Consider the following 20,415-nt stretch of genomic DNA (forward strand, 5'->3'; position numbering starts at 1 on the left):
CATACGTGCGATGAGATCTCCCCGGGCCGCCCGCCCGCAGCTTTTGCTGACCGCTCTCGCGGTCGGCACCCTGCTCCTCGTCTCCGCCTGCAACGACACCGCGAAGCCCGCCCAGGACGCGCTCGGCACGCCCGCGTCCGCCGCACCGCCGGCCACCGCGACGGCGAGCCCGACGCCGATCCCGACGCCGACCCCCAAGCCCACCGGCGCCGCGGACCCGGCGCTCAAGCCGTTCTACGGCCAGCAGATCGCCTGGGCCGCCTGCCCGGCCGACCCCGAGGCCGCCAAGGCCAAGATCGATATCTCCGGGATGCTCTGCGGCAGGCTGCACGTCCCGCTCGACTACGCCAACCCCGCCGCCGACGCGCTCGACATCGCGCTGATCAAGCTGCCGGCCCGCAAGCCCGACCAGAGGCTCGGCTCGCTGATGGTCAACCCGGGCGGCCCGGGCGGGTCCGGCATCGAGATGGTCAAGTACGGCGCCAAGGAGTACGACGGCGCCCTGCACGACCGCTTCGACGTGATCGGCTTCGACCCCCGCGGCACCGGCGAGAGCTCCCCGGTGGTCTGCTACGACGACAAGCAGCACGACGAGGCCAACCAGCTCGACTCCCCGCTGGAACCGGCGGCCCGCAGGGCCGAGCACGTCAGGGCCGCCACCGACCACGCCGCCGCCTGCCAGGCGAAGTCCGGCAGGCTGCTGCCCTTCGTCGGCACCCGCAACACCGCCCGCGACCTCGACGTGCTGCGCGCCGTGTCCGGCGACAGGAAGCTCAACTACCTCGGCATCTCCTACGGCACGTACCTCGGCGCCCTCTACGCCGAGGAGTTCCCGCAGACCACCGGCCGGCTCATCCTGGACGGCGCCGTCGACCCCGCCCAGGACCGGCTGGACCACGGCATCGACCAGCAGATCGGCTTCGAGAAGGCCTTCGAGCGCTTCGCCGCCGACTGCGTGCAGAACCACGCCGACCAGTGCCCGCTCGGCAAGGACCCGGCCAAGGCCGCCAAGAAGGCCGCCGACTTCCTGGACGGCCTGTACGACCACCCGATGACCGCGAAGGACGGCCGCAAGCTCGGCCGCGACCTCGCCTGGACGGGCACCCTGAGCATGCTCTACGGCGACGAGAAGGTCGCCTGGCAGAACCTGCGCAACGGCCTCGGGTGGGCCATGGTCGGCAACAAGCCGGACCCCCTGCTGTCCTTCGCCGACAACTACAACGGCCGTGACGAGAACGGCCACTACAGCCCGATGGAGGAGGCGAACGGCGCGATCAGCTGCGCCGACGCCGCCCGGCCCGCGCCCACCCCGGAGCGTGCCCAGCAGGCGGTGGCCAGGCTCCAGGCCGAGGCCCCGCTGGTCGCCAAGGGCACCACGGTGGACGACTTCAGCGACCCCGGCTGCGCCTACTGGCCGTTCAGGACCAAGGAGCAGCCGCACGCCGTCCGGGCCGAGGGCAGCGCCCCGATCCTGGTGGTCGGCTCCACCGGCGACCCGGCCACCCCGTACGCCTCCGCCGAGGCGCTGGCCAAGGGCTTCGCCAACGCCACCCTGCTGACCCGGGTCGGCGAGGGCCACGGCGCGTTCGGCAAGGGCAACGCCTGCATCGACGCCGCGCTGGCGGCCTACCTCGTCGACGGCACGATGCCCGCGGCCGGGACGCGCTGCTCCTGACCGCGCTGCTCCTGACCGAGCCGCGTCAGGCCCGGCCGCGGTGAGGGCCAAGGCCGGGATTATTAGCAGATGAGGATGGGGAGGGCGCTGACAGCGAGGTGTCAACGTCACAACTTGATAGCTCGATCGGATGAATTCCGCGTGCGCCCTCCCCAACTGATGACCGCTCAACTACCGTGGAGCCGCAGCCCGGCGGGCATTCAGGACACCGCCCCGCAGCCCATACTTCAGCTGCTCCACCACCCACACTTCACCGGCACCTCTCCGCCCTCACGAGGAGGACCCGCTGGCCAGCGACATCCCGTCACAGCGGCTCGATCCCAGCTCCGAGCCGACCCTCCTCGGGTTGCACCGCTTCAACGAGGCCGACGCCGGGGCGGCCGAGGAGGCTCTCCTCGCCTGCTGCGGCAGCCACCGGTGGGCCCTGCGGCTCACCGCACACCGGCCCTACCCCGACATAGAGTCCCTGCTCGCCGCCGCGAGCGAGGCCTCCTACGACCTGCGTCCGGCCGACCTGGCCGAGGCGCTGGCCGACGAGAGCTGGATGCCGCAGCCGCTCCTCGGCATGCGCGCACCCGGCAGTCAGGCGGCGCACACCGCGCTGCGGGCGGCCCACGCGGCGTACGAGGCCAGGTTCGGCCACGTCTTCGTGGTCTGCCTGGAGGGTGTGGCCCCCGAGGAGATGCTCGACACCGTGCTCACCTCGATCCGCACCCGACTCGCCCACGACCCGGACGAGGAGCGGCTGATCGCGGCGGACGAGCTCCGCCGGATCGCCCTCACCCGTCTGGAGCACCTGGTCGCCACCCATTCGGGGGCCGCCGCACGCTGATCCGGCTCACTTGTGCGCCTGCGCGGCGCGGAGCTTGGCCACCTGCTGCCGGACGATCCGCTCGTCCGGCGCGGTGGCCCGCTCCGCGCCGACGCCGACGGTGGTGAAGACCGCCAGCACCGGTCCGACCCGGGTCAGCACCGCACGCTGAGAGAGCACCACCGCGCCCGATTCATTCGTCAGGGTGAACCCGGTCACCGCGTCGGCTCCCCCGGGCGTGGGCGTGTCGTCCCGGCTCAGCCGGTGCTTCGTCCGCACGCCCTTGCGCGCCTTGTCACTCGGCGGCGCCGGCGCGGTGGAGGTGAAGGCGGCACACGGGCCGAACAGCTTCTCCAGCTCCCCCTGCAGCAGCGCCGCCCGGCCCGCCGGGTAGGCCAGCAGTCCTCCGTACACGCCGCCCTTGGGATCGGCCGCCCGCGCCACGCTCAGATCGGTCTCCGCAGTCGGGTAGGCCGAACCGGGCGAGGCCCCGGGTGAGGCCGCGCCGGCACCGGCCGCCGGGCTCACCGCGGCCAGCAGCGGCTGACAGGCGGGCACGTCCGAGACCTCCCGCCCGCCGCCGGAGCCGGTCTCGCCGTGACCAGGCGTCATCACCGTCACCGTGTAGCCGGGCCCCAGGTCGCCGTCGGCCACCGCCGCGGCCCGCAGTTCGGCGGCGGACAGCTCGCGCCCGGCCCCGGCCCGGTCGGCGGAGCCGTCGACCGTGGTGCAGCCGACGGCGGCCAGCAGCGCGCAGCCGAGGAGGACGGTGGACGGGCGGGGCGGGCGGGGCGGGCGGAGCGGCACGGGGGCCTCGGCAGGGTGTCGGCGGCGGCAGGGGCCGCCACCGTAGCGCAGCCGAGCCGTCACCCAGAGCGACCAAACGGCCCGTGGTTCCTGTCCGGCTAGGCCACTCGTGCCTGATTGATCACACCTCGGGCCCCCGGAGGCGGTTCCCGACAACGCGTCGATAGGATGCTGGCGGCCGGTGGACCGTACCCGGCCGGGCTGACCGACACCGAAGCCGGCCGAGCCCCCGATCCGCTTCCGGAGGGTTTTTCCGTGCCGGCTGGAACGCTGTACCGCGGCCGGGAAGGCATGTGGAGCTGGGTGGCTCATCGAGTCACCGGCGTCCTCATCTTCTTCTTCCTGTTCGCTCATGTCCTGGACACCGCGCTGGTGCGGGTGTCACCCGAGGCGTACGACACCGTCATTCAGACGTACAAGACGCCGCTGGTGAACCTGATGGAGTACGGCCTGGTGGCCGCCATCCTGTTCCACGCCCTCAACGGCCTGCGGGTCGTCGCCGTGGACTTCTGGTCCAAGGGCCCGAAGTACCAGAGGCAGATGCTCTGGACCGTGGTCGGGGTGTGGGTCGTGCTGATGGCCGGCGCCTTCTACCCGATCCTGCAGCACACGCTGACCACCTGGTTCGGGAAGTGATCTGAGACATGTCCACGGAATACTCCGACGCCCTGGTGGTCCCCTCCGCCCAGGCGCACACCGGCAAGGGTCTCGGCACCGGCAACCCGGCGGACGCCTTCGTCATCGAGCCCGCCCGCCAGCGGAGCAAGAAGACCCCGCGCCGCACCCGTACCAACTTCGAGATGCTCGCCTGGCTGTTCATGCGGCTGTCGGGCATCGTCCTCGTGGTGCTGATCCTCGGCCACCTGCTGATCATGCTGGTGCTCGACGGCGGCGTCTCCAAGATCGGCTTCGCCTTCGTGGCGGGCCGCTGGGCGTCCCCGTTCTGGCAGGTCTGGGACCTCCTGATGCTCTGGCTCGCCATGCTCCACGGCGCCAACGGCATGCGGACGGTCATCAACGACTACGCCGAGAAGGACTCCACCCGGCTCTGGCTGAAGGGCCTCATGGGCGCCGCCACGGTCTTCACCGTGCTCCTCGGCACCCTGGTGATCTTCACCTTCGACCCCAACATCTGACGACGCAGCATCTAATCGGCAATCGGCAGAGGCCAGAGGCGAGTTAGAACCCCCATGCAGATTCACCAGTACGACACCGTCATCGTCGGCGCAGGCGGCGCCGGCATGCGCGCGGCCATCGAGTCGACCCAGCGCAGCCGTACCGCCGTGCTGACCAAGCTCTACCCCACCCGGTCCCACACCGGCGCGGCCCAGGGCGGCATGTGCGCCGCCCTCGCCAACGTCGAGGAGGACAACTGGGAGTGGCACACCTTCGACACGGTCAAGGGTGGTGACTACCTGGTCGACCAGGACGCCGCCGAGATCATGTGCAAGGAGGCCATCGACGCCGTCCTCGACCTGGAGAAGATGGGCCTCCCCTTCTCCCGGACCGAGCAGGGCCGGATCGACCAGCGGCGCTTCGGCGGCCACTCGCGCAACCACGGCGAGGCCCCGGTCCGCCGTTCCTGCTACGCGGCCGACCGCACCGGTCACATGATCCTCCAGACGCTGTTCCAGAACTGCGTCAAGCACGGCGTCGAGTTCTTCAACGAGTTCTACGTCCTCGACCTGCTGATCAACGAGGGCAAGACCTCCGGCGTCGTCGCCTACGAGCTGGCCACCGGCGAGATCCACGTCTTCCAGGCCAAGTCGGTCGTGTTCGCCTCCGGCGGCACCGGCAAGTTCTTCAAGGTCTCCTCCAACGCCCACACCCTCACCGGTGACGGCCAGGCCCTGGTCTACCGCCGCGGCCTGCCGCTGGAGGACATGGAGTTCTTCCAGTTCCACCCGACCGGCATCTGGCGCATGGGCATCCTCCTCACCGAGGGCGCCCGCGGCGAGGGCGGCATCCTGCGCAACAAGGACGGCGAGCGCTTCATGGAGCGCTACGCCCCCGTCATGAAGGACCTCGCGTCCCGTGACGTCTGCTCCCGCGCGATCTACACCGAGATCCGCGAAGGCCGCGGCTGCGGTCCGGACGGCGACCACGTCTACCTGGACCTCACCCACCTGCCGCCGGAGCAGCTGGACGCCAAGCTCCCGGACATCACCGAGTTCGCGCGCACGTACCTCGGCATCGAGCCCTACACGGACCCGATCCCGATCCAGCCCACCGCGCACTACGCCATGGGCGGCATCCCGACCAACGTCGAGGGTGAGGTGCTGCGCAACAACACCGACGTCGTCCCCGGCCTGTACGCGGCCGGCGAGGTCGCCTGCGTGTCCGTGCACGGCGCCAACCGCCTGGGCACCAACTCGCTGCTGGACATCAACGTCTTCGGCAAGCGCGCCGGCATCGCCGCCGCCGACTACGCGCAGACGGTGGACTTCACCGAGCTGCCCGAGAACCCGGCCGAGAAGGTGCAGGCGCTGGTCGACGGCCTGCGCGAGTCCACCGGCACCGAGTCCGTGGCGCAGATCCGCAAGGAGCTGCAGGAGACCATGGACACCAACGCCATGGTCTACCGCACCGGGGCGACCCTGAAGCAGGCCGTCGAGGACATCGCCGGGCTGCGTGAGCGCTACAAGAACGTCTCCATCCAGGACAAGGGCTTCCGGTACAACACGGACCTCCTGGAGGCCGTCGAGCTGGGCAACCTGCTCGACCTCGCCGAGGTGCTGGCCGTCTCCGCGCTGGCCCGCGAGGAGTCGCGCGGCGGTCACTACCGCGAGGACTTCCCGACCCGTGACGACGTGAAGTTCATGCAGCACACCATGGCGTACCAGGAGGTTGCCGAGGACGGCACCACCTCCATCCGCCTCGACTACAAGCCGGTCGTCACGACCCGCTACCAGCCGATGGAGCGTAAGTACTGATGGGCACTCCGACGATGGAGAAGCACTCGTCCGCTCTGGACGCGGCCGAGGCCGGCGGCGTCCAGCTGATCACCGTCACCTTCCGGATCCGCCGGTTCAACCCGGAGGAGCACCCGGACCCGGTGTGGGTCGACTACCAGCTGGAGCTGGACCCGAAGGAGCGCGTCCTGGACGCGCTCAACAAGATCAAGTGGGAGCAGGACGGCACCCTCACCTACCGCCGTTCCTGCGCGCACGGCATCTGCGGCTCGGACGCGATGCGGATCAACGGCCGCAACCGGCTGGCGTGCAAGACCCTGATCAAGGACGTCAACCCGGAGAAGCCGATCACGATCGAGGCCATCAAGGGCCTCACGGTCCTCAAGGACCTGGTCGTGGACATGGACCCGTTCTTCCAGGCGTACAAGGACGTCATGCCGTTCCTCATCACCAAGGGGAACGACCCGACCCGCGAGCGCCTGCAGTCCGCCGAGGACCGCGAGCGCTTCGACGACACCACCAAGTGCATCCTGTGCGCCGCGTGCACGTCGTCCTGCCCGGTCTTCTGGAACGACGGCCAGTACTTCGGCCCGGCCGCGATCGTCAACGCGCACCGCTTCATCTTCGACTCGCGCGACGAGGGTGCGGAGCAGCGGCTGGAGATCCTGAACGACCGCGAGGGCGTCTGGCGCTGCCGGACCACCTTCAACTGCTCGGAGGCCTGCCCCCGTGGCATCGAGGTCACCAAGGCGATCCAGGAAGTGAAGCGGGCGCTGGTCACCCGCCGCTTCTGAGCCGCGCCTGACGCCGAAGGGCCCGCCCGATCCTCCGATCGGACGGGCCCTTCGGCGTTCCCGGCCCCTCCCCGCGCCCGCGGCCGTCCCCGACCGCGGCAGGGCGCGCAACCGCTCAGTCGACGGCCGGGGTGCGCCGGGTGGCGCGCAGGCCGCGGACACCGACGGAACCGACCAGGACGCCGAGGACGAAGGAGGTCACGGCGAGCAGGAGGTGGATCCAGAAGAACGCGGTCGGCTGGGAGTGGTCGCCGCCGGTGAAGGCCTGCCCACCGGAGTCCTTCCAGAGGTTCTTGACGAAGGTGACCCAGATCATCATGGACCAGACGCCGAAGGCGGTCAGGAACCAGGAGGTGCGGCGGCTGAGCTTCATGAGGGTCCTTCGGCGGGGCGGCGGCGTGAAGATGGCGTGCTCCCCCAGTATGCGCGGAGGGCCGTTCGGAGCACCGCGGACCCCTCCTGCGAAGGACGGATCCGGAGTGGCGGACGGCGCAGCCGCGGACTGGGTACGGTCTGCGGGTGCCCACACGCCGTCATTTCCCGCGCCGTACGCTCGCACCGCTGATCTCCGCGCTCACCGCGCTCGCACTGGGGGCCCCGGCCGCCGCCGCGGCCCCGCAGGAGCCGCCACCGCCGCCGACCGCGATCGGCGGCGAGCGGATGGGGCTGTCGGGTGTCCAGGTGGCCCCGCTGGCCGGCGCCCCGGCGCTACCGGGCGACCTCACCGGGCGGTCCTGGATAGTTGCCGACGCCACCTCGGGCGAGGTGCTGGCGGCCAGCAATCCGCATCTGCGACTCGCCCCGGCCAGCACGCTGAAGATCCTCTTCGCGGACACCGTGCTGCCCAAGTTCGACCGCAACCTGGTGCACCGGGTCGCCGACGCCGAGATCCAGGGGATCGGCGCGGGCAGCAGCCTGGTCGGCATCAAGGAGGACCTGGACTACAAGGTCGAGGACCTCTGGCGCGGGGTGTTCCTCAGCTCCGGCAACGACGCGGTGCACGTGCTCGCCCACATGAACGGCGGCGTCCAGCAGACCGTCGCCGAGATGCAGGCCCGCGCGGACGCGCTGCAGGCCCGCGACACCCGGGTGGTCTCGCCCGACGGCTACGACATGGAGGGCCAGCTCTCCTCGGCGTACGACCTGACCCTGTTCGCCCGGGCCGGGCTGCGCAACCCCGACTTCCGGATGTACTGCGCCACCCGGGACGCCCTGTTCCCCGGCGCGGTGGACAAGAACACCGGTCAGCGCGGCAGCTTCGGGATCGCCAACACCGACCGGCTGCTCGGCAAGTACCCGGGACTGATCGGCGTGAAGAACGGGTTCACCACCGAGGCGGGATCGACCTTCGTCGGCGCCGCCGAACGGGGCGGCCGCACCCTGCTGGTGACGGTGATGCACCCGACGACCTACCAGAAGGTGTACGACGAGACGGCGGCGCTGCTGGACTGGGGGTTCGCCGCCGCCGACAAGGTCACGCCGATCGGGAAGCTGGTCGACGAGGCGCCCGCCGCGGCCGAGACCGCGCCGACCGGGCAGGCGGGCGGCGCCGCCGGGGTGCCCGCGCCGCCGCCGCACCCCTCGCCGACGGCCGCCGCCGCGGTCGCCGCGCCCGCCGTCGAGGGCGGCGACGGGATCGGCCCGGCCGGCTGGCTGGGGATCGCGCTCGGCCTGACCGCGGGCGGCACGGTGATGCTGGTCGTCCTGCGCAGGCGCGGCCGCACGGCCTGACCGCCGGGCGGACGGGCCCGGTCCCCCGGGGCTTCGGCCTCAGCCCCCGGACCGGGCCCCCGCCGTGTCGTCCGGCTCCGCCAGCACCTCGCGGGCGCGGGCGACGGCACGCTCCCGGGCGGCGGCCGGATCGGCCACGGCCGTCCAGGCCACGCAGTACATCAGCAGCCGCGAGACGAAGTTGATCCACAGCAGCAGTGCGACCGGCACGCCGAAGGCGCCGTACAGGCTCCTGCCCGCGACCGAGCCCAGGTAGGAGGCGAGCAGGATCTTCAGCAGCTCGAAGCCGACCGCGCCGATCAGCGCGCCCTGCAGCACGTCGCGTCGGTGCTGGCCGCCGATCCGGGGGAAGGGCGCCAGCAGGTAGGCGAAGAGCACGGCGTCCGAGGCGATCGCGATCAGCAGGCCGACGCCGGTCAGCAGATAGCCGCCCGGTCCGCCGGTGCCCAGGCCGATCCAGTCGGCGATCCGGCCCGCCAGGGTGGTGCCGGCGGCGGAGGCGGCCAGCGAGAACAGCGAGATCAGGCCGAGGCCGCCCAGCACCACGCAGTCCCAGGCCTTGCGCAGCACCGGGTTGCCGTCCTCCTCGGGCAGCTGCCAGATGTCCCGGATCGAGGTGCGCATGGTGTCCACCCAGCCGAGGCCGGACAGCAGCAGCAGGACACCGCTGACCAGTCCGACGGCGCCCGCGTTGGCCACCAGCGACGGCAGGTTGAGCGAGTCCGAGATGCCGGGCAGCTGGTCGGAGATGCGCTTCTGCAGCTCGTCGATCCGGCTGTCGCTGAGGGTGGCCACCGCGATCGCCAGCGCCACGGTGAGCAGCGGGAAGAGCGCCAGGAAGCCGAAGAACGTGACCGCGCCGGCCAGCCGGTTGCCCCGGGCGGCGGTGAAGTGCTCGTAGACCCGGTACGGGCGGCTGCGCAGCACCCGCGCCACGAGCGGGCCGATCACCGGGAGGCGGGTGAGGAAGTCCACCGTCCCCTTATACCGGGCCGTCCTCCGAACGGCCGTCAGGCTCGACGCGGCGGCCTGGAGTCGGCCCGCCCGCGGCGGTCGGCGGCGGCGGCGGTCGAACGGTCAGCGGCGCAGGGCGCGGCGGGCCCGGGCCAGGGCGCGGACGGCCTGGTAGGCGGTGTAGCGGCCGTGGCTGAGCAGCTCGGTGCGCACGCCGTCGACGCCGGGGGCCGGCCGGTAGCCGGCCGGGCGCAGCCGGGCGCAGTGCGCGGCGGCGCGGCGGAAGTACTCGCGGCGGTCACCGGGCGGGATCCGGCCGGGCCGGGAGACCACGGTGTTGAGGTGGTGCAGCATCCGGCCGTAGACCACCGGGCGCCAGCGGTCCAGCTCGGGGCGGGCGTCCAGGAAGGCGAAGACCAGGGCGTACTGGGCGAACACGTCGAAGTGCTTGCGGCTGGCGGTGGCCAGGATGTTCCCGCCCTCCTGGCGCTGGCGGTAGTGCACGCCGACCTGGTCGAGCAGGGTGATGCTCGCGGCGGAGAGCAGCGCCGGGTACGTCCAGGGGGTGTCCTCGTAGTAGCCGGCCGGGAAGACGAGGCCCTGTGCGGCGATGAAGTCGCGCCGGTAGGCCTTGTTCCAGACCACCTGCAGCAGGTCCAGCAGGTCGGGGCGGGCGTCGAGGTCGAAGACGTCCGCGGAGGGGGCGTCGAAGACCTTGGCCGAGGCGGCCCTGGTGATCCGGCCGTCGGCGTAGGTGCGGGCGTAGTCGTAGACCAGGACGTCCGGGTCGCCGCCGGCCGCGAGCCGGTCGTCGACGGCCTTCAGCAGGCCGGGGGTGAGCGTGTCGTCGCTGTCCAGGAAGAGCACGTACTCTCCGGTGGCGACCTCCAGGCCGGCGTTGCGGGCCCGGCCGAGGCCGACGTTCTCCGGCAGGTGCAGCACCCGTACCCGCGGGTCGCGGGCGGCCGCCTCGTCCAGCAGTGCGCCGCAGCCGTCCGGGGAGCGGTCGTCCACCGCGATCAGTTCGAGGTCCGGTCCACCCTGGCCGAGGACCGAGTCGAGGCACTCACCGAGGTACTCCTGCACCTGGTACACGGGGACGATGACGCTGAAGCGGGGCATGGGCACACAGTAGCGGTCACCGGTCCGCGCTCGGCCGCCGTGCCCGGGCCCCCGGCACCCGGAGGGGCCCGCAGCCCGGACGGTAGGATCGGTGGGCACGTACGCACCGGTTCAAAGTGCGGCCAGACCCCGAACGGGCTGCCACGCTCCTTCCCAAGAAAGGCCTGCGTAGCCGATGGCTCCCCGCCTCTCCATCGTCGTCCCGATCTACAACGTCGAGCGCTACCTCGAGGAATGCCTCGACTCGATCGCCGCCCAGACCTTCACGGACTTCGAGTGCGTCATGGTCGACGACGGGTCGAAGGACGACAGCGCGGCCCTCGCCGAGGCGTACGCGGCCAAGGACTCCCGGTTCCGGCTGGTCCGCCAGGTGAACAAGGGCCTCGGCGCGGCCCGCAACACCGGCATCCGGCACATCGACCCGGACGCCGAGTTCCTCTGCTTCGTCGACAGCGACGACTCGATGCCGCCGAGCGCCTACGAGCTGATGATCAACACGCTCGACGAGACCGGCTCCGACTTCGCCACCGGCAACGTGCTGCGGTTCCGCGCCGTCGGCTACTACCAGTCCGGGGGCCACAGCAGGCCGTTCAAGGAGACCAGGCTCAAGACCCACATCACCGAGATCCCGGCGCTGGTCACCGACCGCACGGCGTGGAACAAGGTCTACCGCCGCACCTTCTTCGACGCGGCCGACCTGCTCTACCCCGAGGGCATCCTGTACGAGGACGCCCCGGTCAGCGTGCCGCACCACTACCTCGCCAAGAGCGTGGACGTGCTCTCCGAGCCGATCTACCACTGGCGCGAGCGCGAGGTCGGCGAGATGTCGATCACGCAGATGCGCACCAACCCCAAGGGCCTGATCGACCGCGTCACCTCGGTGGAGCTGGTCCGCGGCTGGCTGAAGAAGCAGACCGACCCGCGCTTCGCCAAGTACCTGCACTCCTACGACGAGAACACCCTCGTCGAGGAGATCCCGATGTTCTTCTGGTCCGTCGTGGACGGCGACCAGGAGTACCGGGCCGCCTACATCAAGTGCGTCAGCCGGCTGCTGCGGGCGATCGGCCCCGAGCAGGTCCGCAAGCTGCGCGCGCCGCTGCGGCTGAAGTACCACCTGACCCTGCAGGGCCGGATCGACGAGCTGGTCGAGCAGATCAAGTACGAGGGCGAGACCAACGGCGGCGCCCCGGCGAAGGGCCTGCTGCGCCCGTACGCCGACTACCCGTTCCTGCGCGGCGGCCGCAAGAGCGTGCCGAGCGGCGTGCTGAAGCTCGAGAACTCGCTGGTCATGCGCAGCCGGCTGTACGAGTCGGCCTGGGTCGACGGCAAGCTGCAGCTGACCGGGCACGCCTACCCGGAGCAGCTCGGCGCCGAGGGCCGGCACGACATGGTCAAGGTGCTGGTGCTCCGCGAGGCCAAGGGCCGCCGGGTGCTCGCCGTGCAGACCAGGACGCAGTACAGCCCGGAGGCCACCGCCAGCTCCAAGCACGACCTGTACAACTGCGACTGGGCGGGCTTCACCGCCGCCATCGACCCCAAGCGGCTCAGGCACCGCGGCCAGTGGAAGGACGGCAACTGGCGGGTGCTGGTGGCCGGCATGGGCAAGGGCGGCGTCTACAAGGGCCGGATCTCCTCCGGCTGGAGCGACAGCGCCGAGTACCTGCCCTCGCACTGGGTCGAGCAGGACGTGCGGATCGTGCCGTGGGTCCGTGACGGCCACGTCTACCTGCGGGTGGAGACCGTGCGGGCCCGGGTGACCGGGCTGGCCGCGCACGACGGCCGGATCGAGCTCTCCGGCGCGGCCCGCTCCGGCTCCGACCTCGCCGGCGCCCGGCTGAAGCTCACCCACGTCGAGTCCGACCGCGAGCTGGTGTACCCGCTGGAGCTCGGCACCCCCGCGGGCCTGCTCCAGCCGTTCAGCGCCTCCTTCGCGGTGGACGAGCTGACCGCCGTCCGCGAGGCCTGGGCCGAGCTGGACCCGGTCGCCGAGGACCGCAGCCGGGACCGCTGGGACACCGCCCTGCTGCTCGCCGACGGCACCACCGTGCCGGTGGCGCTGGACGACCGCAACGCGCCCGAGCAGCTGCACCTCGCGCTGAACCCGCAGGCGCCGGCCGCCCAACGCCGCGCGCTGTACTCCAAGCCCTCCCCCGGCGGCTACCTGCAGCTGGCCGACCAGGTGCTGCAGCCCGTGGTGGACGAGGTCGCCGCCCGCGGCGAGGACGGCTTCCTGATCAGCGGGTCCTTCCCGCTGCCGGGCAGCCACCGCTGGGAGCTGGTGGTCCGGCACAACTGGCGCGAGGAGGAGCACGCCTACCCCGTGGAGATCGCGGACGGCCGGTTCCGCACCGCGCTGCCGCCGGTGCCCACCGCCTCCTTCGCCGGCCGGGTGCCGCTCGCCCAGGGCACCTGGGACGTCTTCTTCCGCGAGGTCGGCACCCCGGTCGGCGCGACGGCCCACTCGCACGCCCTGATCGGGCCGGAGTGCTTCCGCGCACTGCCGCTGGAGGTCGAGTCGCGCGGCAAGCGGATCGTGCTGGAGCGCCGCCACTACGACGGCCTCTCGCTGGAGTCGCACTCCGCGCTGCTCCCGGAGGAGCGCAGCGGCTACCGCCAGCGCCAGCTGCGGACGGTCGACTACCCGGCCGCCCGCCGCCACCCGCTGCGCGAGACGGTGCTGTACAACGCCGCGCTCGGCGGGCTCTACGCGGACTCGCCCCGGGCGATCCACGAGGAGCTGGTGCGCCGCGGCCTGCCGCTGGAGCACCTGTGGGGCAGCGACGACCTGCAGGCCGCGGTGCCGCAGAGCGCCGACGCGATCCGGCTCTGGAGCCCGGAGTGGTTCGAGGCGCTGGCCACCGCCAAGTACATCGTCACCAGTGCCCACCTGCCGGACTTCTTCGTCCGCCGCCCGGGCCAGGTGGTCGTGCAGACCTGGCACGGCACCCCGCTGAAGCAGATCGGGTACGACTTCGAGAAGATCTGGTTCACCGACGCGCACTACCTGAAGGGTGTCGCCAAGGAGGTCCCGAACTGGAGCCTGCTGGTCGCGGGCAACACCTTCTCGGCTCCGGTCCTGCGCCGCGCGTTCGACTTCAAGGGCGAGATCCTGGAGAGCGGCTCGCCGCGCAACGACCTGCTGTTCGCCGCCGACCGGGAGAAGACCGCGGAGCAGGTCCGGGAGCGGCTCGGCCTGCCCGAGGGCAAGAAGGTGGTGCTCTACGCGCCGACCTTCCGCGAGGACCGGCGGCGCCCCAACGGCGGCTACCAGCTGGACCTGCGACTCGACCTGGAGGCCGCCAAGTCCGCACTGGGCGAGGACCAGGTGCTGCTGGTGCGCCGGCACAGCGTGATGTGCGGTCAGATCCCCGGGGCCGGCAACGGCTACGTCTGGGACGTCGGCAGCTACCCCGACATGGCCGAGCTGCTGCTGGTCGCGGACGTGCTGGTCACCGACTACTCGTCGGCGGTGTTCGACTTCGCCGCCACCGGCAAGCCGGTGCTGCTCTTCACGTACGACCTGGAGCACTACCGCGACAACCTGCGCGGCTTCAGCCTCGACTACGAGGCGCAGGCGCCCGGCCCGATGCTGGCGACCTCCGAGGAGCTGGTCTCCGCGCTGGGCCGCCTGGACGAGGTGAGCGCCGAGTACGCCGACCGGTACACGGCCTTCCGTGAGGCGTACTGCGACCTGGACGACGGCCAGGCCTCAGCCCGCGTGGTGGACGCGATGCTCCGCAAGGAGTAGCCCCGGCCCGTACCGCCCGTCAGGCGCCCGACGCGATCCGCGTCGGGCGCCTGTTCGGTTTTCCGGGGGTTACCTGGACACCGCCTGTGCTTTGCGCCCCTTTTGCCATCGAACTCACGTTTCGTCAACGAATTTCTCAGGGAATCCACCGAACTGCACAGTTGACCACACCAGTCATTTCGGTATGGGATATCGAATCGGCCCCTCGTCCGACCCCCATCGGCACGAAGGGCCCCCGGCCCACCGCCATGGACCGGGATCCCGTCCCGAAGGGCACCCCCATGCCAGTCCTCACCCGGCTCGTCCTCCCGCACTCCGCCCCCCGCGGGACGGACGGCGCACCCTTCGGGGACGAGGACGTCGCCTTCGGCCTGCTGCGCGCCCGCTGGAGCGCCCGCGGCCTCGAACTCACCGGCTTCGCCCGGCCGGACGACCTGGACACCGCCCGGCCCGGCTCCGCCTGGACCTGGCTGACCCTGCGCCGCTCCGAGGACGAGCCCCCGGTCCACCTGCGCTCCAGGCCCCGCCGACTGCCCGAGGTCACCGACGACAGCGCCCAGTCCGAGCACAACCACGACTGGTCCGGCTTCACCGCCCTGATCGAGCCGCGCCGGCTGCGCCGCGGCGAGGAGTGGCTGCTCGGCGACTGGCAGATCGAGGCCACCCTCTTCACCCGGCCCCGCGCGGCCCGGCTGCGCCGCCAGTACGGCGCCCTCGCCCCGCACTGGTGCGGCTCCGGCGAGTACCCGCCGGCCCGCTGGGTCGACCGCGACGTCCGGCTGCAGCCCCGGTTCGCCGACGGCCGGCTGTGGCTGCGCCTCGAACGCCCCGGCGTCCGGCTCGGCTCCGCCCACCCCGGCGCGGACGGCCTCTCCCTGTGCGGCACCGCCGACCACTGCCCGCCCGGCACCGTCCTGCGGCTGCGCCACCGCGAGAGCGACGCCGTCCTCACCGCGCCCGTCGCCCTGACCGGCAACAGCTTCGCCGCCCACCTGCCGTTCCGGCCGTTCACCGCCGACGGGCGCGGCGCCGGGGAGCCCGAGCACTGGGACGTCGAACTGCTGCGCCCCGACGGCTCCACCGAGCAGCTCACCCTGGACGAGCGCGGCGGCCCGGTGGCCGGCCAGCACCCGCTGCCCGGCGTGCCCGACCGGGTCCTCTACCTCAAGCACCTCGCCGACGGCCGGCTCCAGCTCTGCGTCCAGCCCGCGGCCGGCTGGGTCGAGCGGGTCGCCACCCGCCCGGACGGCTTCGAGCTCACCGGCAGCTGCCCCGGCCCGGGGCCGCTCGAACTCGTCCTGCGCCACACCGGAAACGCCGGGGAGGTCCGCCACCCGGTCGACCTCGCCGAGGACGGCCGGTTCCGGATCCGGCTGCCCGCCACCCGCACCGGCTCGGACGGCGCCGCCCTGCCGCTGCGCAAGGGCGTCTGGGAGGCCGAGCTGCGGCCCGTCGGCGGAGCCGGTCCGCAGCGGCCGCTGGTCGCCGCCCCCGGCGCGCTGGGCTCGCTGCCCACCGCAACCCGGGTCGGCGGCAAAAGGATCCTGCTCCAGCGGCGCTGGCACGACACCCTGCTGCTGGACTCCACGCCCGTCCTCACCGCCGCCGAGCGCAGCGCCTGGACGCAGGCCCGCCAGCGCACCGACGGCTACCCGGCCGCCCGCTGCCGCCCGCTGCGCGAGGCCGTGCTCTACGACGTGTTCGGCGGCCGCGGCTACGCCGACTCACCACGCGCCGTGCACGCGGAACTCGCCCGGCGGGACGCCCCGTTGGAGCACCTGTGGGTGGTCGACGACGCCCAGGCCCGGCTGCCCGCCGGGGTCCGGCCGGTGCGGATCTGGAGCCCCGAGTGGTACGAGGCGATGGGCTCCAGCCGGTACCTGGTCGGCAACACGCACTTCCCGGACTTCCTGCGCCGCCGCCCCGGCCAGGTGGTGGTGCAGACCTGGCACGGCTCGCCGCTCAAGCGGATCGCCCACGACGTCGAGAACCCCTGGCTGGCCGACCACGGCTACCTGGAGGCGCTCGACCGGGAGACCCCGCAGTGGAGCCTGCTGCTCTCCCCCAGCCCCTTCGCCACCCCGGTGATGCGCCGGGCCTTCCGCTACCAGGGCGAGATCCTGGAGGCCGGCTACCCGCGCGGCGACGTCCTCGCCCGGCCCGACGCGCACACGGCCGCGCTCGTCCGGCGCCGGCTCGGCATCCCCGAGGGCAGGCGCGTCGTGCTGTACGCCCCGACCTGGCGCGAGGACCAGCAGCACGGCGACGGCGACGGGTTCCGCCTGGACCTGCGGATCGACCTCGACCGGGCCCGGCGCGCGCTCGGCCGGGACCACGTGCTGCTGATCCGCCCGCACGCGCACGTCCGCGAACCGCTGCCCGGCGCCGGGGACGGCTTCCTGTACGACTGCGGGGACTACCCCGACGTGCAGGAGCTGCTGCTGATCGCCGACGTGCTGGTCACCGACTACTCGTCGATCATGTTCGACTTCGCGATCACCGGGCGTCCGGTGCTGTTCTTCACCTACGACCTGGAGCACTACCGGGACACCCTGCGCGGCTTCTACTTCGACTTCGAGCCGCAGGCCCCGGGCCCGCTGATCCCCGACTCGGCCGGCCTGCTGGACGCGCTGCGCGACCTCGCCGACGGCGGCGGGGCGCTGCCCGCCGGGTACCAGGAGCGCTACCGGCGCTTCCGGGCGACGCACTGCCGGCTCGACGACGGCGGCGCCGCCCGCCGGGTGGTGGACCGGATGCTCGAACTCGGCGGCGCCGGATGAGGGCCGGTCAGCAGAAGCGGTAGGCCCGCCAGGGCCGCCAGACCTCGTCCGCGTCGAAGCGGGACAGGCTGAACCCGGGCACCCGGAAGGCCGCCCGGAAGCCCTTGGCCTGCTCGTACGCCTGGTCCAGCGCGTCCTCGGACAGCCCGTGCGCCACGGTGACGTGCGGGTGGTACGGGAACGCCAGCTCGCGGGCCAGCGGGCCGGAGCGGATGTCCGCCTCCAGCAGCCGGCACTCCTGCGCGCCCTCCTCGACCCGGACGAACACCACCGGGGAGACCGGGCGGAAGGTCCCGCCGCCCTGCAGCAGCATCCGGAACGGCCGGTGCGCCCGGGCCACCGCCGCCAGGTGCTCCTCGATCTTCGCCAGCTCCGCCGCGGGCACCTCGGTCGGCGGCAGCAGCGTGACATGCGTGGGTATCGACCGGGCCAGCGGGTCGCCGTGCCCGGCCCGCGCGTCCTGGATCGCCGAGCCGTACGGATCCGGGACGCTCACGGACACGCCGATGGTGACGACCTCGGGAAGGCCGCCCTCCGCCTCCGAGCGCTCGGAGGCGAAGGGCGAACCGCTGCCACCACCGGGCAGGCTCGTCAGCGCTGTCACCGCTTGGCGGCCGGGAGGAAGCCGATCCGGTCGTACACCGTCTCCAGCGTCTGCGAGGCCACCGCCCGGGCCTTCTCCGCGCCGATCGCCAGGACGCGGTCCAGCTCGGCCGGGTCGTCCAGGAAGCTGTGGGTGCGCTGCTGGAACGGCGTCACCCACTCGGTGAAGAGGTCGGCCAGCTCGGTCTTCAGGGCGCCGTACATCCGGCCCTCGAAGTGCTCGACCAGCTGCTCGACCGACTGGCCGCTGAGCGCGGAGTGGATCCGCAGCAGGTTGGAGACGCCGGCCTTCTCCTCCTCGTCGTAGGAGACGACGGTGCCGGTGTCGGTGACGGCGCTCTTGAACTTCTTGGCGCTCACCTTCGGCTCGTCCAGCAGGCTGACCAGGCCCTTGGGCGAGGAGGCCGACTTGCTCATCTTGACGGCCGGGTCCTGGAGGTCCTGGATCTTCGCCGTCTCCTTGAGGATGTACGGCTTCGGCACGGTGAAGGTCGGGCTGTAGCGGGTGTTGAAGCGCTCCGCGAGGTCCCGGGTGAGCTCCACGTGCTGGCGCTGGTCCTCGCCGACCGGCACCGCGTCCGCCTGGTAGAGCAGGATGTCGGCGATCTGCAGGATCGGGTAGGTGAACAGGCCGACGGAGGTGCTCGCGGCGCCCTGCTTCGCGGACTTGTCCTTGAACTGGGTCATCCGGGAGGCCTCGCCGAAGCCGGTGAGGCAGTTCATCACCCAGCCGAGCTGCGCGTGCTCGGGCACGTGGGACTGGACGAAGAGCGTGCAGCGCTCCGGGTCCAGGCCCGCGCCGAGCAGCTGGGCGGCGGAGATCCGGGTGTTCTGGCGCAGCGTCGCCGGGTCCTGCTCGACGGTGATCGCATGCAGGTCGACCACCATGTAGAAGGCGTCGTTGGCCTCCTGGAGATCGACCCACTGGCGCACCGCGCCGAGGTAGTTGCCGAGGTGGAACGAGCCGGAGGTGGGCTGGATGCCGGAGAGCACCCGGGGACGGTCCTTGACCGGACCAGTGACCGCTGCGTTGACCATGCGGGCCATTGTTCCAGTTCCACCGACCGCTCAGGAAACCTCTGCCCCCGGAGGTTCCGACAGTGTGACGGCACTCACCCTGATCCGGGCGATCCGACGGCCCTCCAGCTTGGCCACCGTCAGCAGGACGCCGTCCGCGCCGTCGGCGATCCGCACCTGGTCACCGTCGGCCGGCAGCCGCCCGAGCGCCGCCACCACGCAGCCGGCCACCGTCTCGTAGGGGCCCTCGGGGAGGGTGACGCCCGTCTCCTCGGTGAAGTCTCCGAGGTTGAGCAGGCCGTCCAGCTCGATGCCGCCGCCGGCCATCCGCCGGGTGGTGGTCGGCTCCTGGGAGTCGTACTCGTCGCGGATCTCGCCGATCACCTCCTCCACCAGGTCCTCCAGGGTGACGATGCCGGCGGTGCCGCCGTACTCGTCCACCACGATCGCCAGGTGGTGGCCCTCGCGGCGCATCTCGCCCATCGCCTCCAGCACCCGCTTGGTACCCGGCAGCAGCTTGACCGGGCGGGCCAGGTCGCGGACCTTGACCGCCTGCTCGCCGCGCGCGCCGTAGAGGTCGCGGACGTGCACGAAGCCGGTCACCGCGTCGTAGCTGCCCTCGACCACCGGGTAGCGCGAGTGCGGAGAGGAGCCGGCCTGCTCGCGGACCTCGGGGAGCAGCCGATCGGCGTCCAGGAAGGTCACCTCGGTCCGCGGGACCATCACCTCGCGCAGCTGGCGCTCGCCGGCCGCGAACACGTCGGCGATCAGCGCCCGCTCGTCGCTGCCGAGTTCGGTGTTGGCGGCGACCAGGCCGCGCAGCTCCTCGGAGCTCATCGAGCCGCGCCCGGCCGCCGGGTCGCCGCCGAGCAGCCGGACCATCAGGTCGGTGGAGTGGCCGAGCAGCCAGATCACCGGGCGCAGCGCCACCGACATGACGTCCACCACCGGCGCGGCGAGCACCGCGATGGAGTCGGCGCGCTGCAGGCCGATCCGCTTGGGGGTGAGCTCGCCGAGGACCAGCGAGGCGTAGCTGATCACCAGGGTCAGCCCGACCAGGGCGACCGCGTCGGCGAGGCCCTCCGAGAGCCCCGCCCGGACGAACACCGGGGCCAGCTTGCCCGCCAGGGTGTCCGCGCCGAAGGCCGCGGACAGGAAGCCCATGCAGGTCACCCCGACCTGCACGGCCGCCAGGAAGCGGTTCGGGTCGGCCGCGAGGTGGGCCGCCCGGGCCGCCCGCCGGGTACCGCGGGACTCCAGGGTCCTGATCTGCCCCTCGCGCAGCGAGATCAGCGAGATCTCGGCGACGTTGAACAGGCCGCCCAGCATGATGAAGACGAGTACGAGCGCCGCGTCCTCGATGGTTTCGCTCACGGGGGGTCAGTGTAGGTCCGGCCGGGGAGCAGGTGGTGGAGGAACGGAGCGGCCCGCCGCCTCCGGGTGGAGGCGGCGGGCCGGGTG

The 20,415-nt window shown here is 72.2% G+C and carries 16 protein-coding genes; 9 read left to right on the forward strand and 7 right to left on the reverse strand.

The features are described from left to right. Positions 1–10: 10 nt before the first annotated feature. Positions 11–1,675 (forward strand): alpha/beta hydrolase, encoded by a 1,665-nt coding sequence (locus tag ACGFZP_RS32340; protein ID WP_392939759.1) that lies wholly within the window; start codon positions 11–13, stop codon positions 1,673–1,675. Between the two features lie 346 nt (positions 1,676–2,021). Further along, the gene (locus tag ACGFZP_RS32345; protein WP_392939761.1) at positions 2,022–2,507 is read left to right on the forward strand and encodes a 2-oxo-4-hydroxy-4-carboxy-5-ureidoimidazoline decarboxylase; all 486 of its coding nucleotides are present in this window, start codon (positions 2,022–2,024) and stop codon (positions 2,505–2,507) included. 6 nt (positions 2,508–2,513) lie between these two features. Here the strand turns inward: ACGFZP_RS32345 and ACGFZP_RS32350 are convergent, their stop codons facing one another. Next, positions 2,514–3,293 (reverse strand): hypothetical protein, encoded by a 780-nt coding sequence (locus tag ACGFZP_RS32350; protein ID WP_392939762.1) that lies wholly within the window; start codon positions 3,291–3,293, stop codon positions 2,514–2,516. 255 nt (positions 3,294–3,548) lie between these two features. On the opposite strand from ACGFZP_RS32350, the gene sdhC reads away from it, so the two are divergent. From sdhC to ACGFZP_RS32370, 4 genes are read left to right on the forward strand one after another with little or no spacing between them, the layout of a single operon-like run. After that, positions 3,549–3,929, forward strand: a complete 381-nt coding sequence (gene sdhC, locus ACGFZP_RS32355) for a succinate dehydrogenase, cytochrome b556 subunit (RefSeq protein ID WP_392939764.1) — start codon at positions 3,549–3,551, stop codon at positions 3,927–3,929. An 8-nt stretch (positions 3,930–3,937) separates the two neighbouring features. After that, positions 3,938–4,429, forward strand: a complete 492-nt coding sequence (gene sdhD / locus ACGFZP_RS32360) for a succinate dehydrogenase, hydrophobic membrane anchor protein (protein WP_392939766.1) — start codon at positions 3,938–3,940, stop codon at positions 4,427–4,429. A 54-nt stretch (positions 4,430–4,483) separates the two neighbouring features. Further along, positions 4,484–6,226: a succinate dehydrogenase flavoprotein subunit gene (gene sdhA, locus ACGFZP_RS32365; RefSeq protein ID WP_392939768.1), complete on the forward strand. Its 1,743-nt coding sequence runs from the start codon at positions 4,484–4,486 to the stop codon at positions 6,224–6,226. Then, positions 6,226–6,999 carry a succinate dehydrogenase iron-sulfur subunit gene (locus ACGFZP_RS32370; protein ID WP_392939770.1) on the forward strand — a complete coding sequence of 258 codons (774 nt, stop codon included), beginning with the start codon at positions 6,226–6,228 and terminating at the stop codon, positions 6,997–6,999. Before sdhA ends, ACGFZP_RS32370 begins: the two co-directional genes overlap by 1 nt. A gap of 115 nt (positions 7,000–7,114) precedes the next feature. On the opposite strand, the gene ACGFZP_RS32375 is transcribed toward ACGFZP_RS32370, so the two are convergent. Then, positions 7,115–7,372 (reverse strand): SCO4848 family membrane protein, encoded by a 258-nt coding sequence (locus ACGFZP_RS32375; RefSeq protein ID WP_392939772.1) that lies wholly within the window; start codon positions 7,370–7,372, stop codon positions 7,115–7,117. A 146-nt stretch (positions 7,373–7,518) separates the two neighbouring features. Here ACGFZP_RS32375 and ACGFZP_RS32380 point away from each other — a divergent pair, with 146 nt between their 5' ends. Then, a complete protein-coding gene (locus tag ACGFZP_RS32380; protein WP_392939773.1) occupies positions 7,519–8,730 on the forward strand; it encodes a D-alanyl-D-alanine carboxypeptidase family protein in 1,212 nt (403 codons plus the stop codon). Between the two features lie 39 nt (positions 8,731–8,769). On the opposite strand, the gene ACGFZP_RS32385 is transcribed toward ACGFZP_RS32380, so the two are convergent. Next, positions 8,770–9,705, reverse strand: a complete 936-nt coding sequence (locus ACGFZP_RS32385) for a YihY/virulence factor BrkB family protein (RefSeq protein WP_392939775.1) — start codon at positions 9,703–9,705, stop codon at positions 8,770–8,772. A 102-nt stretch (positions 9,706–9,807) separates the two neighbouring features. After that, the gene (locus ACGFZP_RS32390; RefSeq protein WP_392939776.1) at positions 9,808–10,806 is read right to left on the reverse strand and encodes a glycosyltransferase family 2 protein; all 999 of its coding nucleotides are present in this window, start codon (positions 10,804–10,806) and stop codon (positions 9,808–9,810) included. Between the two features lie 175 nt (positions 10,807–10,981). Here ACGFZP_RS32390 and ACGFZP_RS32395 point away from each other — a divergent pair, with 175 nt between their 5' ends. Next, positions 10,982–14,554 (forward strand): CDP-glycerol glycerophosphotransferase family protein, encoded by a 3,573-nt coding sequence (locus tag ACGFZP_RS32395; RefSeq protein ID WP_392939778.1) that lies wholly within the window; start codon positions 10,982–10,984, stop codon positions 14,552–14,554. Positions 14,555–14,835: 281 nt separating this feature from the next. Next, positions 14,836–17,334, forward strand: a complete 2,499-nt coding sequence (locus ACGFZP_RS32400) for a CDP-glycerol glycerophosphotransferase family protein (RefSeq protein ID WP_392939779.1) — start codon at positions 14,836–14,838, stop codon at positions 17,332–17,334. A gap of 7 nt (positions 17,335–17,341) precedes the next feature. Here ACGFZP_RS32400 and ACGFZP_RS32405 read toward each other — a convergent pair whose 3' ends face one another. The 3 genes from ACGFZP_RS32405 to ACGFZP_RS32415 are packed head-to-tail and all read right to left on the reverse strand — an operon-like array spanning position 17,342 to position 20,328. Then, a complete protein-coding gene (locus ACGFZP_RS32405) occupies positions 17,342–17,938 on the reverse strand; it encodes a 2'-5' RNA ligase family protein (RefSeq protein ID WP_392939780.1) in 597 nt (198 codons plus the stop codon). Next, positions 17,935–18,975, reverse strand: coding sequence for a tryptophan--tRNA ligase (gene trpS / locus ACGFZP_RS32410; RefSeq protein WP_392939781.1), 1,041 nt, complete (start codon positions 18,973–18,975; stop codon positions 17,935–17,937). Before trpS ends, ACGFZP_RS32405 begins: the two co-directional genes overlap by 4 nt. Positions 18,976–19,005: 30 nt before the next feature. Then, a complete protein-coding gene (locus tag ACGFZP_RS32415) occupies positions 19,006–20,328 on the reverse strand; it encodes a hemolysin family protein (protein WP_392939783.1) in 1,323 nt (440 codons plus the stop codon). Positions 20,329–20,415: the final 87 nt, after the last annotated feature.

Origin of the sequence: Kitasatospora sp. NPDC048239, from assembly GCF_043202015.1 — a bacterium.
In the GTDB taxonomy this organism is placed as follows: Bacteria; Actinomycetota; Actinomycetes; order Streptomycetales; family Streptomycetaceae; genus Kitasatospora.